Annotated in this window: 10 protein-coding genes; 3 read left to right on the top strand and 7 right to left on the bottom strand. The window is 65.1% G+C overall.

The features are described from left to right. Positions 1-84: 84 nt before the first annotated feature. The 4 genes from PAN31108_RS11855 to lptF all read right to left on the bottom strand — a co-directional run bounded on the left by PAN31108_RS11855 (position 85) and on the right by lptF (position 7,493). Positions 85-4,590: a dermonecrotic toxin domain-containing protein gene (locus PAN31108_RS11855; RefSeq protein ID WP_150669062.1), complete on the bottom strand. Its 4,506-nt coding sequence runs from the start codon at positions 4,588-4,590 to the stop codon at positions 85-87. A 234-nt stretch (positions 4,591-4,824) separates the two neighbouring features. Further along, positions 4,825-5,205: a sirohydrochlorin chelatase gene (locus tag PAN31108_RS11850; protein WP_150669061.1), complete on the bottom strand. Its 381-nt coding sequence runs from the start codon at positions 5,203-5,205 to the stop codon at positions 4,825-4,827. 21 nt (positions 5,206-5,226) lie between these two features. Beyond that, positions 5,227-6,366 carry an LPS export ABC transporter permease LptG gene (lptG, locus tag PAN31108_RS11845; protein WP_150669212.1) on the bottom strand — a complete coding sequence of 380 codons (1,140 nt, stop codon included), beginning with the start codon at positions 6,364-6,366 and terminating at the stop codon, positions 5,227-5,229. Beyond that, a complete protein-coding gene (gene lptF / locus PAN31108_RS11840; protein WP_150669060.1) occupies positions 6,366-7,493 on the bottom strand; it encodes an LPS export ABC transporter permease LptF in 1,128 nt (375 codons plus the stop codon). The genes lptG and lptF overlap by 1 nt, the downstream gene beginning before the upstream one ends. 91 nt (positions 7,494-7,584) lie before the next feature. Here lptF and PAN31108_RS11835 point away from each other — a divergent pair, with 91 nt between their 5' ends. From PAN31108_RS11835 to PAN31108_RS11825, 3 genes are read left to right on the top strand one after another with little or no spacing between them, the layout of a single operon-like run. Then, entirely contained in the window at positions 7,585-9,096 is a 1,512-nt protein-coding gene (locus tag PAN31108_RS11835) for a leucyl aminopeptidase (protein WP_150669059.1), read from the top strand. After that, on the top strand, positions 9,093-9,509 hold the full coding sequence (locus PAN31108_RS11830; RefSeq protein WP_150669058.1) for a DNA polymerase III subunit chi: 417 nt from the start codon (positions 9,093-9,095) through the stop codon (positions 9,507-9,509). The genes PAN31108_RS11835 and PAN31108_RS11830 overlap by 4 nt, the downstream gene beginning before the upstream one ends. A 2-nt stretch (positions 9,510-9,511) precedes the next feature. Then, positions 9,512-9,889: a DUF2486 family protein gene (locus PAN31108_RS11825; RefSeq protein WP_174994945.1), complete on the top strand. Its 378-nt coding sequence runs from the start codon at positions 9,512-9,514 to the stop codon at positions 9,887-9,889. Between the two features lie 162 nt (positions 9,890-10,051). Here PAN31108_RS11825 and PAN31108_RS11820 read toward each other — a convergent pair whose 3' ends face one another. The 3 genes from PAN31108_RS11820 to ilvD (PAN31108_RS11810) all read right to left on the bottom strand — a co-directional run bounded on the left by PAN31108_RS11820 (position 10,052) and on the right by ilvD (PAN31108_RS11810) (position 14,439). Continuing rightward, entirely contained in the window at positions 10,052-10,441 is a 390-nt protein-coding gene (locus PAN31108_RS11820; protein WP_246183908.1) for a c-type cytochrome, read from the bottom strand. Positions 10,442-10,737: 296 nt separating this feature from the next. Further along, positions 10,738-12,411, bottom strand: coding sequence for a dihydroxy-acid dehydratase (ilvD, locus tag PAN31108_RS11815; protein WP_150669056.1), 1,674 nt, complete (start codon positions 12,409-12,411; stop codon positions 10,738-10,740). A 159-nt stretch (positions 12,412-12,570) separates the two neighbouring features. Beyond that, on the bottom strand, positions 12,571-14,439 hold the full coding sequence (ilvD, locus tag PAN31108_RS11810) for a dihydroxy-acid dehydratase (protein WP_150669055.1): 1,869 nt from the start codon (positions 14,437-14,439) through the stop codon (positions 12,571-12,573). Positions 14,440-14,624 lie beyond the last annotated feature (185 nt).

Here is a 14,624-nt window from a genome sequence, read left to right as displayed (position 1 = left end):
GTCGGCTCGGTGTCCAAAGCGCAGGCTGTCCGATGTGAACGGGATAGGGTGTCTCACGTGAGTCCGAACCCCGGTCGACGTGCGTCATATGTGCAGGGCAATGCGTGCCGGTATCCTTTCCGTCTGGCTTCGGTACAACTTCACTTCGGCGAGCCTCGGCAAGTCGATTTCATTCGTCTCGACGGCGAGAACCGTGCCCTCACTGACCAGTTCGTACGGGCGCGCCAATGCGCCGAGATGCGCGCGCATCATGCTCAGCACCTTCGCATAGTTCGCGTGCACGACGATGGCCACGGCCGGGTCCATGAAGTAATACTCCTGCGCGCCGGTGCCACGAAGGCGGCGGCCGAGCAGGAGCTTGCGCGTGCCCGCCGTGATCTCGAACGCCCGGGCGCCTCGCGGTTCCCCATCGAACAACGTGTCGAGACTGGGAAGCCCGAGCGATAGCGACGGCTCGTCGATGTAACGGATCGCCGTCTGGCCGAATTCGCTGAGATCATTGACGAATTCGGCGGTCACCGAAGGAGGCCATCGGGCCAACTGATTGAACATGTCCACCATCGCTTCGATTCGCAACTCCGGCGACACCAGTGCGCACGCGCGCATCAAGCCGGCATGTACGTACCCGATATACACCCGTGGACGTTGAATCACTTCACGGTAGACGGCCCCCAGACGCGCCGCATCATTGGCCAGCGGACTGATGACGAACAACTCGCTGGCATCCACTGCGTTCTGCAGAAAGTCGATGCGCCCGGCCAGTGTGCCGAGCGTCTCCAGGTCATGCTCGGTCAAGTCCAGAAATTCGAGCTTGCGCAAGCGCAATTGCCACCGCAACTGTGTCGTGGTGCCCGAGGCGCCCGCACTCGTGACGGCCCGGCGCGCCCGTTCGAAGACCACATGACGGCCGTCGCGTAACCGGTCGTGGCGAGCCCGGAAGCCCTGGTCGATACGCCAGGCGATCTGCGGCTCATCCAGTGCAGGCACGGGAAAATCGGACTGCACGGGAACATGCCACTCGCCACCGGGCGTCAGCGTCAGCAGGGGCGCGGTGTCGCTTATCGGCGCGGCAGGATCGGCGTGCACCATACGGAAAAAACCGGTAGCGTCGTCAAAGGACACATAAGCGCGCGTGTCCGCGTCGATCGCAGCGTAGAATCTGCCGGCCACCCGATGCAGGCCGTTGATCAGCACTTCTTCTTCGTGCGGCGCGTCTGCGACGAAGTACTTGTAGCGCATGTCCCCGGTGAGAATCATGAGCGCCCGGAAGTGTGCGGCCCTCATCCCCTGGGCTCCGATGGCCGACAGCACGGAGTGCCAGCCTTGTTTCGACAGGTCCGTGTCGTCGGCCATGAGACCGCCGACCAGACTAATCATGCCGATCCCCAAATCCGCCGCGGAGTAAGCGATGCTGATCGGGCGGGCCGCCGGTTGCAGCCAGGTGCCGGCGCCCAGCGCCAGATCGAATTTCGCCAGTGCGTCCATGATGGCCAGCACGGGGCGCATGACGGAGTGGCCGTCGGAATCGTGTTTCCAATGCATCTGCTGTCGCGTCTCGTACGCCGACGCCACCGCAGTGAAGGTGTCGCGCGCCGCCGTCTCGCGCTCGCCCGTCTCGTCGAGGCGAGCCTTCTCCAACCACGCGGCAGTGGGCGAAGTGAACTCGGCAAGCGTCGCTGCGACGCGCGCTCGTGTCGTTTCGTTGCGCATTTGCCGCTCGAACCACGTGGTCAATTGCGCACGATCGTCGAAGCCGTACACGCGCAGGCCTTCGGTGTAGGGCGCGATCAACAGGCACGGCGATTGCCCGGCGACGGACGCTGACATCAGCGTGGTGGTGCGGCCGGCAATACGCAGCCATTCGCGCTCGACCGCCGGCGTTTCGATCGTCTGTTCGAGCGCATCGCTGCTGAGACGACCCAACTCGATGGGGCCTGCCACGTGCGACGCGATGGCGACGAGTGCGTCCGACATTCGCCCATATGTGCGATGTAGCCAGACCTGGGTGATGAACTCGGATTTGATGACATTGCGCACGTGATCGCGTGAGGTGTCCCAGAACGTCTTGCTGGCTTTGTCGAGCTTAGTGCGTAGGGTCTGGGCCGACGTGGCATCGAAAACGTCTTTGAACAATGGCGAGCGCTTCGTCAACGGGGGCGAACCCGGCATTTCGCGCAGACCGCTGGACCCCTGGACCAGCAACGGCAGGTTGGCAAGCTTGTCCAGCCGCAGCGTCGGGCTCAGGGCGACATCGGTGAGCGATTGCGCTTCGAGCCAACTGGTCTTGACGTAGACCTTTTCGGGATCGGTGCGCAGCGCTGCGCATCGTTTCAGTTGCGTGGTGAGATGTTGCCGCGTCATCAGGCGCACACGGGGAATCGATAACGACACCCGGTGCCGCAGGTCGGCGATGTGCGCGATCGCGGCGACGTCGCTCAGCGACACGTCCGGCGACCTGTCGGGCGAGCGCGGCGCGTCGTGCGGTTCCTGTGCGCGGCGCTGCCGCAGACGTTGCGCCACATCGCCCGAGTCTGCACCGGATAGCCAGGCAAGGTATTGCGCGAGACGGGGACGTGTGCCCGGATGAATGAGGCGCAACGGGCCATCTGCCGCGATGGTGGCAAGCGTGGCTTGCGTCGCCAGTGCCAGCGGACGCCGGACTTGTTGATGTCGCAACCGGATGACCGGCAACTGTGTCCGGGCGCACCGGCGCAGCGATAGCGGAAGGCGGTCGCAAAGCAGGCTGTGCAGAGACGTTTCGTTGCTGCCGATATCGTCGAGCAACGCCTGGGGCGACGGGTAGGCCCGCCAGGTTTGCGCGTCCCCCTGAACGTAGAGCAAGGTCGTATCGTTCATGGCAGGGGCACTGACGATGCAAGTGCCCGCCGGTGTGGCCAGTTGCGTCGTTCCGTTGTCGAGGCGCACGGAGAACTCGAGCCGATGGGAGAAAAACACGTTGGCCGACGGATCGTCCGAGAGCGAAATGTTGGCAAGCGTGGCTTGTCCCAGACGCAGTGCCTGAGAGGGGAGCACACCGCTACTGCCGGCAAGCGACAGGTCGATGCTCGCCAGTGACGTGCTCACTGCCGCGATAAGACTGCCGTTCGCTCGTTTGGCGAGGTCGGCAGACAGTTCCCACGTGCGCGATGCGCGCTCGCGACACGCCACGATCCAGCGCGAGACGATCGCGTCGAAGCGCCCGGACGACATGATCGTGGGCGTTTCGTAGATGGCGCCTGCCGGCGTTTCGACACAAATATCGAAGTCGACGCCGGCGGGTGTCGCGGTGAGGTTGAGTTTGCCCGAGCGGATGTTGTCGGCCGCCTCGAGCAGGGGCCAGTACGTTACCCGTTTGGCTCGTTTGTCGTCTTCCGCAGGCATGTAGCGTCTGAGTCGCAGCTCGCTCAACGTGACCGAGCGGAGTTCGTCGGCGGCGCCGAGCAATCCGTCGAGCAGCGTTTGCTCGTCGGGCAACGGCGTGAACGTGAGCATCGGCGAGAACCCCGCACGCAGCTCCGTGTGCGTGGCGGCGCGGTGCTGCCATAACTGCGCAACGCTCATCAGGCGTTGCATTTCGGGAGACGCGGCCATGCTCGGGAAAGGCGACACGTTGGCGGTGCCGTTCGTGACGAGGAGGGCCGGACGGGAGGGCAGATAAGCCTCGGCGGCAGGAAACGGACACGACGGAAAGGACAGGACCCGGTCGAGCGTCGCGTGCAGCGCACCGGCGGCAGGTCGTGAGAGTCTTCTCACGACGCGGGTCGATTCCGCGAGCATTCGGCCGATCCGGTCGAGCATCGTCCGGTCCGGCGTCGGCATCGTCGCGATGTTATCCGGGATATTGAAACAAGCTTCGTCGACGAGCGCCATGCCGGGGGCGGCGAAAACCGGATGCCGCCGGTCCGGCAGGCCCGGGCGGCGCTCGTGGCATAGCGATGACATGAACAACAGCCCCAGCACATACCCCGTCTTCCCGTTGCGAGTGAAATCGAGCGCAGGCGCGGCATAAGCAGCCTCGGGAGGACTCGCCCTCCGGAGGTGGCGATGCGACGCGCGCGCCCCGCTGCCGAGCAACAGGAAGTCGCGCCACGCCTCGACGATCGATGTGCGCCAGTCGCAAAAGTAGCGTCGCCACGCGCCACCGAAGCGGGAGGTTGCCGGTGCCGGCGCCGCAGGGCATGCCACGGCCGGTTCGAAATCGTGCCCGGCGGCCGCATCGAGCAGGGTTTCGCAGACCGCTTCCACGCGCGTTCCCGGTTCGCGTGCGGCGAGTGCTACGGGGAGCCGGTCGACGAGATAGGTGGCCCGCCACGGGTCGTCGCCGAATGCGTCGGCAAAGCGCCCGATCAGGTCATCGTTCAGCGCGGCGAGGTCCTCGACGCAGACGTTGTACTCGGCCAGCCGCAACAGCAGGCCCAGCGCAGTCTGCGCTTCCGGTGGCTCGTCGAACATCGTGCAGGCCGCTGTCGACAGCGCATCGAAACGCGCCACGTTGGCGATGACGATCGATGGCTGCGCGTCGACGGACGCGTCGCCGAACCTGGCACGTGGGATCGATATCGCCAGTGCACCTGCTGCGTTTGCATGCATGCCGGAACTCCCGTGGAAACCGCCGAATGCACTACCGTGCAACGACAAGAGACCAGCGCGAGTAAAGGCCTGCTAAGACCACGCAGCAGGGCGTGCCGGTCGCGAAACGCAAGTCTGTTCGCGAGGCAAGGGCAGGAATTGCAGATTTTGTTCAAATCCCCCGCGCCGGGGGATTCAGGAGATGGCTCGACGCTGCTGTGCGTCGCAAAGGCCGGTGAGCGGTGGGATGACGGTTCAGTCGCGATCCAGCTGGCTCGCGCAGTACGTTGCCAGCGCCTGAAGTACGGCGTCGTCTTCGCCGATGGCGGCGCTCACGCGCAGCGTCACGTCGGCATGCGTGTTGCGGCAGGCGTCGACGAGCACCGGCAGATCGCGCCGAATATGGCCGCCCTGGCCGAGAAACACGGGCACGACGGTGATGTCGGCGCTGCCTTGCGCGGCAAGGGCGTCGACGGCGTCGGCAAGGCTCGGCGTCATCAGTTCGAGAAACGCGAGACGGACGTCGGCGTCCGGGCGCAGTGCGACCAGCTTGTCGCGCAGGCGCTCGAAGGGCTCGGCCCAGCGCGGATCGCGCGAGCCGTGAGCGAAGAGAACGACGCCGGGTTTGCCACGCATTGTCATCACCTCAGTGTTTGCTCAATGTTTGTCCACCCAGCGCAAGGCCCCGATGGCGAGCACCAGATAGAGCAGCGACGGTAACGCCGCCGTCAACCACGCCGGCCATGTGTTGAGCAATCCCAGATGCGAGAACAGGTTGTTGAGCAACTGGAAGCTCATGCCGAGCATGATCCCGCCGAACACCTTCAGACCGATGGCCCCGGCGCGGGCGTGCAGGTAGGCGAACGGCAGCGCCAGCGCCATCATCACGAAGACGGCGAACGGATACAGCAGTTTCTGCCACAGCGCGAGGTTGTAGCGGTCGGCGTTTTGCTGGTTTTCCTTCAGGTGGCCGATGTAACGATACAGGCTGCCGATCGCCATATTGTCGGGCGAGACCATCAGCACGGACAGGATCTGGGGCGTGAGCTCGGAGCGCATCTGCACCGTGTCGATGTGCACCTGCTTGCTCTGCACGAGCGCGCGCAGCGGGTCGTTGCTGGTCGTGGCATCGGTCGTCGCGGTGAAAACGGTCTCCGATACGTCCGTCAGTTTCCAGAAATTCGGTGCGTCGAACTGCCCGAGTTTGGCCAGACGCACGCTGTCGAGGCGCAACTTGTCGTCGAACTCGTAGATGCGCACATTGGCGATGGTGTTGTCCGGATTGAGCGTGCCGACGTTGATGAAGCGGGTGACACGCTTGCCGTCCTGATCGACGGTGTCTTTCACCCAGACGCCGGAGCGGAAGCCCGCCGAGACCGAACTTCCCAACGCTTCGAGACGGATCTTCTGCGCCAGTTGCTCGGCGCTCGGCGCGATGTACTCACCGATCACGAACGTGATCAGCACTACCGGGAAACCGATCTTGAGCAGTGAGCGCAGCGCCTGTCCCGTCGACAATCCCGAGACACGGAAGATCGTGAATTCCGAATTGCCGGCCAGTTGCGCGCAGACGTAGATGGCGGCGATCAGCGAGGCGACCGGAATGATTTCGTACATACGCTGCGGCGCAAACAGCAGCACGTAGGCCAGCGCGTGCTGGAAGCGGTAGCCGCCCCGGCCGACGTCGCCGAGTTCACTGACCAGATCGAAGAACACGAACAGGCCGACGAACGCGAGCAGGACGAAGAGGAACGCCAGATAGATCTGGCGCGCAAAGTACTTCTCGTAGACGCGCATCATCGAGTGCCTCCCGATGCACGCACGCCGCCGGCGCCGCTATTGCGGCGCAGGCCGAACAGGCCACGGAAGCGCATCCGGCGTACATAGAGCAGCACGATGATGGCCAGCGCCAGCGCGTGCAGCAGCCATACGCCAACGGCCAGCGGCAGACGCTCCTGTGCCACCCACGCCTGCGACAGGCTCAGCAGGTTGGTGTAAGCCAGATAGATCAGCACGGCCATGACGAGGTTGACGGTACGTCCGTGCCGCGGGTTCTGATAGGCGAGCGGCACCGCCAGCAGCACCAGCGACAGGGCGAGCAATGGCAGACCGATGCGCCAGACGATTTCCCCGCGGAAGATCGGGTTCTGGATTTCGCGGAACAGACGTGCCGTGGGCACACCCTTGGTCGGTGTATTGTCGGGATCGGCCGCGGTCGGATTGTCGATCTTCACGCCGTAGCGCTCGAATTCCATCACGCGGTAATCGGGCTGTCCGGGCACACCGTCGTAGCGACGGCCCTTGTCCAGCACGATGTAACGGTTGCCGTCCTTGGCCGTCTCGATGTGGCCGTCTTTCGAGACCACGACGTTGACCTTGCCGTTCTCCGTGCCGGAGACGAAGACGTTGTGGACCTTCGTGGCGTCCGGAGAGACGGTCTCGACGAAGAACACGCGATGGCTCGCGGCGCTCTCGCGGAACTGGCCCGGCGAGATCATCGAGACGTCGTCGCGCTGGGCGAAACGCGCTTCGAGCAGGGAGATCTGCTGGTTCGCCCACGGCCACGCGACCAGTGCGCAGAACGTCACGACGGCCAGATAAGGGGCGGCGAAACGCAGCACCGGCTTGATGAAGTCGGTGATCGACAGGCCCGAGGCGAACCACACGACCATTTCCGAGTCGCGGTACCACCGGGTGAGGACGAACAGGATCGAGACGAACAGCGTCACGATCAGAATGACGGCGAGGTAGCCGATCACGGCCAGACCGATAAGCACGAGCACGTCGCGCGGATCGGCTTTCCCCGACGCGGCGAAGCCCAGGATGCGGATCATCATGGTGGTGAGCATGACGGTGATCAGCACCATGAAGACGGCCCCGGCGGTGTAGTTCAGCTCGCGCTGCAGGGAACGCTGAAAAATCATGTGATGACGGTTGGGGTGCTCTCGCGGTTGGGCGAGCGCGGAAAAAAGCGGATAATTGCGGCTCGTACGAATTTTACCCGAGGAAAGCGCGATGGACTTTAGCACAAAAGCCTTCGATTCGACCAAGGCGGGCCAAGCCGGTCTCGCCAACGCAAAGACCGAATGTCTGGTGGTTGGCGTGTTCGAGCAGCAGCCGCTCGCCGGGCTGGCCAAGGCGCTCGACGCCGCGAGCAAGGGCTTGCTCGCCCGCATGGTCAAGCGTGGCGAACTCGACGGCAAGCTCGGCAGCACGCTGATGCTGCACGAAGTCGCTGGCTGGAGCCCGGCGCGTGTGCTGTTCGTCGGCCTGGGCCGTGAGGACCAGCTCTCGCAGAAGCACTTCAACGAGGCCACCCGCGCCGCCGTTCGCGCCGTGCTCGCTTCGCGCGCCACCGACGCCCTCTGGACGCTGCCGCAAGCCAGGGTGCTCACGCAGGACACCGCCTGGGCCGTGCGCGCCTCGGTGCTCGCGCTGCGCGACGCGACCTATCGCTTCACTCAGATGAAGAGCAAGGCAGAGCCGGCCAATACCGCGCTGCGCAAGGTCGTCTTCTCGGTCGCCCCGGACGACCTGAAGGCCGCCAAGCTGGCCGCCAAGCAGGGCGAAGCCATCGCCAACGGCATGACGCTCACCAAAGACCTCGGCAACCTGCCGGGCAACGTGTGCACGCCGACGTATCTGGCCGACACGGCCCGCAAGCTTGCCCGCGAGTTCAAGCTCAAGTCGGAAATCCTCGGACCGAAGCAGATCGAGGCGCTCAAGATGGGGTCTTTCCTGTCGGTTGCGCGCGGTTCGGTCGAGCCGCCGCAGTTCATCGTCCTCAAATATGAAGGCGGCAGCGCCAGACAGGCCCCGATCGTGCTCGTGGGCAAGGGCGTTACGTTCGATACGGGCGGCATCTCGCTCAAGCCGGGCGAGGGCATGGACGAGATGAAGTACGACATGTGCGGCGCGGGCTCCGTGCTCGGCACGATCCGCGCCGTTGCCGAAATGGGTCTCAAGCTCAACGTCGTCGCCATCGTACCGGCGACGGAGAACATGCCGAGCGGTCAGGCGACCAAGCCGGGCGATGTCGTGACCAGCATGTCCGGCCAGACCATCGAGGTGCTCAACACCGATGCCGAAGGCCGTCTGATCCTGTGCGATGCGCTGACTTATGCCGAGCGCTTCAAGCCGGCGGCGGTGATCGATGTGGCCACGCTCACCGGCGCCTGCATCATCGCGCTCGGTCACGTGAACTCGGGTCTGTTCTCCAAGAGCGATGCACTCGCCGACGAACTGCTCGCCGCTGGCCGCACGACGGGCGACACCGCCTGGCGTCTGCCGGTCGAGGACGAATATCAGGAGCAGCTCAAGTCGAACTTCGCCGACGTGGCGAACATCGGCGGGCGTCCTGCCGGCAGCGTGACGGCGGCCTGCTTCCTCGCGCGCTTCACCGAGAAGTACGAGTGGGCGCACCTGGACATTGCCGGCACCGCCTGGAAGAGTGGCGCAGCCAAGGGCGCGACGGGCCGTCCGGTGCCGTTGCTCACGCAATTCCTGATCGATCGCGAAGCCCGGTGACCCGCGTCGACTTTCACACGCATGTCACGAACCGGCTGGATTACGCGTGCCGGTTCGCGCGTAAGGTCTACGGGGCCGGGCAGACGCTCGTGGTGGTCGGTGAAGCCGATATGCTGCGTGCGTTCGATCAGGCCCTGTGGACGTTTTCACCGCTGGAGTTCGTGCCGCACTGCTTCACGCGCGACCCGCTCGCCGCCAGAACGCCGGTGGTGCTCGCTGCGCCCGACGAGGAGGCTCAGCATCATCAGGTGCTGCTGAATCTGGCCGGCAGCGTGCCGACGCATTTCGCCCGGTTCGAGCGGGTCGTGGAGATCATCGGCGACTCGCCGGAGGACCTGGCCGGCGCACGCGAGCGGTATCGTTTTTACCGCGACCGTGGCTACACCCTGAACAACTACGACCAACGAGGTTGACCGTGACGAACGAGCCCGAGCGCAACGATCCCGGCATTCCCACGCTGACCGAAGTGCTCGCGCCGGGAGAAGGCGCACCGCTGCCCGACATTGGCGGGATCGGAGATATCGCCGATGCCGCCCCGCTGGCGCAGCAGGGGGTGCCGGCCGATGTGGCGGTCTTCGCCGAGCGCGTGAGCGCCCGGCTCACGCTGCAACTGGCCGACGAAATCACGACGATGGTGGAGCGTCGCTGTCACGATGCGCTGATCGATCAGACGTCTTGGCTCGTCCAGCTGATCGGCAAGCAGGTCGCCGACGCCTTGCAGGCACAACTGCCGGATCGCATCCGGCAGGCGGTGATCGAAGAGGTCGCGAAGCAGGTCCGCTCGCAGGGCTGACGCGCGGCCGCGCGAGCCTTTGCCGGTCGCCTCGCACGCATGTCCGGGCGTATCCCACCCGCTCATCCGTCCACCCGCCCATTCTGCGCGTGCACTGGCAGGCGCCTGAGTCGGCGCCCCGATGCCGGCATCCCGGTTCGAACGTCGCCCCGGCCGCGCGGTTCAGGGGCGCGACGCGGGCGCCATCCCAAGAATCCACTGCGCCAGACGGCCGGCCTCGCCCGGGGCGAGTTGCAGGCTCGCTGGCATTGGGATCTTTCCCCACTTCCCCTGGCTGCCTTCGGAAATCGAGCGTGCCAGGATATCGGCCGCGCCCGGCTGTCCGGCATAGCGTTTCGCGATGTCCCGGTAAGACGGTGCAAGCAGCGTTTTGTCGGCGGCGTGGCAAGTCATGCAGTTTCGGGCGCGGGCGAGCTTCTCCATCGCCCGTGCGTCGGGCACGTCGGACGCGGACACCGACGGCGCGTCGGATTGCGCGAGGGCCGTGCCGGCGGCAAGCGTGAGCCCAACACTCAACATCGTTCCGGCACAAGCGCCGGCAAATCCCTTCATTTGGTACTCCCCGACCGTTGACGGAATCACGATGCGAGGCTGCCGGCGTGGGCCGTTCGCGGTCGTCCGGGCAAGGCGGGACGACGCGATATCGACCTGCGGGTAATGGGCAGGCGCATCGACGCGCCATTATACGGCGACGGGCCGACGCCTTGACGCCATGACGCCATGACGCCGTGACGTCAAGCCGCCTGGGCACCTGGGCGCATCACGGCGACGCATGAAAAACGGCGCGCTCGCCCTCTGTGCGAAGCGCGCCGCGCGGTGCCAGCCGGGTGGCCGCGGGACGTTAGCTGTCAGCCCGTCGCGCCGCCCTTGTTGGCCGGCTGAGCGAGTGCGGCGTATTTGGCCAGAACGCCGCGGGTGTAACGCGGCGCGGGGGCCTTCCAGGCGGCCCGACGGCGGGCGAGTTCATCGTCGGCCACATTCAGTTGCAGCAGCAGCTTGTGGGCGTCGATGGTGATCGAGTCGCCTTCCTGCACCAGCGCAATGGTGCCGCCGACGAACGCCTCCGGCGCCACGTGTCCGACGACCATGCCCCACGTGCCCCCCGAGAAGCGGCCATCGGTGATGAAACCGACCGATTCGCCAAGCCCCTTGCCGATGATCGCCGACGTCGGGGCAAGCATTTCCGGCATGCCCGGCCCGCCCTTCGGTCCGAGGTAGCGCAGCACCAGAATATCGCCCGCCTGGATCCTGTCGCCGAGAATCGCTTCCATCGCGCTCTGTTCGTCGTCGAACACGCGCGCCGGTCCGGTGATCACGGGATGCTTCAGCCCGGTGATCTTGGCAACCGCGCCGTCTTCGGCCAGATTGCCCTTGAGAATGGCGAGGTGGCCTTCCTTGTAGAGCGCGCGGTCGATGGGGAAGATCACTTGCTGATCGGCGCGCGGCACCGACGGCACGTCCTTGAGTTCTTCGGCGATGGTGCGGCCGGTGATGGTCAGGCAATCGCCGTGCAAAAGGCCCGCGTCGAGCAAAATCTTGAGCACCTGCGGAATGCCGCCGGCCTTGTGCAGATCGGTCGCGACGTACTTGCCGGACGGCTTCAGATCGCAGATGACCGGCACGCGCGCGCGAATGCGCTCGAAGTCCTCGATGCGCCACTCGACCTCGGCGGCGTGCGCGATGGCCAGATAGTGCAGCACGGCATTGGTGGAGCCGCCCGTGGCCATGATCAGGGCGACGGCATTCTCGATGGACTTGCGCGTAATGATGTCGCGCGGCTTGAGGTCTTGCTTGACGGCTTCGATCAGCACACGCGCGGATTCGGCGGCCGAATCGACTTTTTCCTGATCGGGGTTGGCCATCGTCGACGAGTAGAGCAGCGACATGCCCAGCGCCTCGAACGACGAACTCATCGTGTTGGCGGTGTACATGCCGCCGCAGGAGCCTGTCGTCGGGCAGGCGTTCTTCTCGATGCCCTTGAAGTCGGCTTCGCTCATGCGCCCGGCGGTAAATTCCCCCACGGCCTCGAACGAGGAGACGATGGTGAGGTCCTTGCCTTTCCAGTTGCCCGGTTTGATCGTGCCGCCGTACACATAGATGCCCGGCACGTTGATACGCGCGAGTGCGATCATGCCGCCCGGCATGTTCTTGTCGCAGCCGCCGATGACCACCACGCCGTCCATCCATTGGCCCTGCACGGCCGTCTCGATACAGTCCGCGATGACTTCGCGTGAGACGAGCGAGTATTTCATGCCTTCCGTGCCCATCGACATACCGTCCGAAATGGTCGGGGTGCCGAAGGTCTGCGGGTTGGCCCGATGGGTCTTGATGGCGTCCACGGCGGCGTCTGTCAGACGCTGCAACCCCGCATTGCACGGGGTGATCGTCGAATGGCCGTTAGCCACGCCGATCATCGGATTGCCGAAGTCTTCTTCCTTGTAGCCCAGCGCGTAATACATCGAGCGGTTGGGCGAGCGTGCCACGCCTTGCGTGACGTTGCGCGAACGACGGTTGAATGCCATGACGTCTCTCTCCTGTGGGGATGGGCCACGCCACGGGCTGTCGCAGCGTCGCACATAGGCGTTGTTGTATCACGCTGTCCTGCCATATTGCCTGACGGCACGGGCGCCGCCGCAAACCTGCGGCGGCGCCCGCTTCAACCGATGACCGAAGCGTCGCGATCAGCCGCGCTTGCCCAGCTTCAGTTGCGACAGATCGCGCACCGCACCACGGTCGGCCGAGGTGGCCAGCGCGGCGTAGGCTTGCAGTGCCTGCGAGACCACGCGCTCGCGGTTCACCGGCTGCCATGCCTGATCGCCACGGGCTTGCATGGCGGCACGGCGGCGGGCGAGTTCTTCGTCCGATACGGCCAGATGCATCTTGCGCTGCGTGATGTCGATCTCGATCACGTCGCCGTCTTCCACCAGGCCGATCGTGCCGCCTTCGGCCGCTTCCGGCGACGCGTGACCGATGACGAGCCCCGACGACCCGCCCGAGAAACGGCCGTCCGTGAACAGGGCGCAGGTTTTGCCCAGTCCCTTCGACTTCAGGTAAGACGTCGGATACAGCATTTCCTGCATGCCCGGACCGCCCTTCGGCCCTTCGTAGCGAATCACGACCACGTCACCCGGTTGCACCGTGTCGCCGAGAATGCCTTCGACGGCATCGTCCTGGCTCTCGAACACGCGGGCGCGACCGGTGAAGACCCACTGCGATTCGTCCACGCCGGCCGTCTTCACGATACAGCCCTTCTCGGCGAGGTTGCCGTACAGCACGGCCAGGCCGCCGTCCTTCGTGTAGGCGTGTTCCTTATCGCGGATGCAACCGGTTTCGCGGTTCAGGTCGAGCGACGGATAGGTCGACGTCTGGCTGAACGCGATGGTCGTGGGCACACCGCCGGGGGCGGCGCTGTAGAACGTTTGCGCCTTGTCGTTGGCGGCGTTCTTCACGTCCCACTTGGCGATAGCCTCGCCGAGCGTGCCGCTGTGAACGTTGCCGCACGACGTATCGAGCAGACCGCCGCGCGCCAGTTCGCCCAGAATGCCGATGATGCCGCCTGCGCGGTGCACATCTTCAATGTGGTACTTGTCGGTCGCCGGCGCAGCCTTGCACAGGCAGGGGACATTGCGCGAGATGCGATCGATGTCCGCCATCTTGAAGTCGACGCCGGCTTCCTGCGCGGCGGCCAGCAAGTGCAGCACGGTGTTGGTCGAGCCGCCCATGGCGACGTCGAGCGCCATGGCGTTTTCGAACGCGGCCTTGGTGGCGATGTTGCGCGGCAGGACCGAGGCGTCGTCTTCCTGATAGTAGCGGCGGCACAGATCGACCACGAGGCGGCCGGCCTGTTCGAACAGACCGCGACGCCAGCCGTGCGTGGCGACGATCGTCCCGTTGCCCGGCAGGGCGAGACCGATGGCCTCGGTCAGGCAGTTCATCGAGTTGGCGGTGAACATGCCCGAGCACGAACCGCACGTCGGGCAGGCGCTGCGCTCGACTTCGGCCACTTCGGCGTCGCTGATCTTCGGATCGGCGGCCTTGATCATGGCGTCGATCAGGTCGATCTTGGCGATCACCTGACCGTCGCCGTTCTTGACCTTGCCGGCTTCCATCGGACCGCCCGAGACGAACACGACCGGAATGTTCAGGCGCATGGCGGCCATGAGCATGCCCGGGGTGATCTTGTCGCAGTTGGAGATACAGACCATGGCGTCGGCGCAGTGCGCGTTGACCATGTATTCGACCGAGTCGGCGATCAGTTCGCGCGACGGCAGCGAGTACAACATGCCGCCGTGGCCCATGGCGATGCCGTCGTCCACGGCGATGGTGTTGAATTCCTTGGCCACGCCGCCCGCTGCTTCGATCTCCTTGGCCACGATGGCGCCCAGATCGCGCAGGTGCACGTGACCCGGCACGAACTGCGTGAACGAGTTCACCACGGCGATGATCGGCTTGCCGAAGTCGGCGTCGGTCATGCCGGTGGCACGCCACAGGGCGCGGGCGCCGGCCATGTTGCGGCCGTGGGTGGAGGTACGGGAACGGTATTGAGGCATGGTCGTCCTGGAAACGCTTTGTGCTTGTGGGGTCAACGAAAAAACCGGTGCCGTGCGGCGCTTTCCAGCGCCATGCATCGAACCGTCGTACTCGCGGGGCAGCGGGTCGGCGGGTCAGCGGGTCGATCCGGCCGGACGTCAAGATTCGTCTTTCCTCGAATGCTTGTCAAATATATTATTTAACT

It is taken from the genome of Pandoraea anhela, assembly GCF_902459655.1.
In the GTDB taxonomy this organism is placed as follows: Bacteria; Pseudomonadota; Gammaproteobacteria; order Burkholderiales; family Burkholderiaceae; genus Pandoraea; species Pandoraea anhela.
This window is presented reverse-complemented; position numbering and strand designations above follow the sequence as displayed.

What these genes read in the sequence shown, in the direction of transcription:
- PAN31108_RS11855 (WP_150669062.1), bottom strand. Translation starts at nt 4,590, where the DNA reads ATGCATGCAAACGCAGCAGGTGCACTGGCGATATCGATCCCACGTGCC.
- PAN31108_RS11850 (WP_150669061.1), bottom strand. Translation starts at nt 5,205, where the DNA reads ATGCGTGGCAAACCCGGCGTCGTTCTCTTCGCTCACGGCTCGCGCGAT.
- lptG (WP_150669212.1), bottom strand. Translation starts at nt 6,366, where the DNA reads ATGCGCGTCTACGAGAAGTACTTTGCGCGCCAGATCTATCTGGCGTTC.
- lptF (WP_150669060.1), bottom strand. Translation starts at nt 7,493, where the DNA reads ATGATTTTTCAGCGTTCCCTGCAGCGCGAGCTGAACTACACCGCCGGG.
- PAN31108_RS11835 (WP_150669059.1), top strand. Translation starts at nt 7,585, where the DNA reads ATGGACTTTAGCACAAAAGCCTTCGATTCGACCAAGGCGGGCCAAGCC.
- PAN31108_RS11820 (WP_246183908.1), bottom strand. Translation starts at nt 10,441, where the DNA reads ATGAAGGGATTTGCCGGCGCTTGTGCCGGAACGATGTTGAGTGTTGGG.
- ilvD (WP_150669056.1), bottom strand. Translation starts at nt 12,411, where the DNA reads ATGGCATTCAACCGTCGTTCGCGCAACGTCACGCAAGGCGTGGCACGC.
- ilvD (WP_150669055.1), bottom strand. Translation starts at nt 14,439, where the DNA reads ATGCCTCAATACCGTTCCCGTACCTCCACCCACGGCCGCAACATGGCC.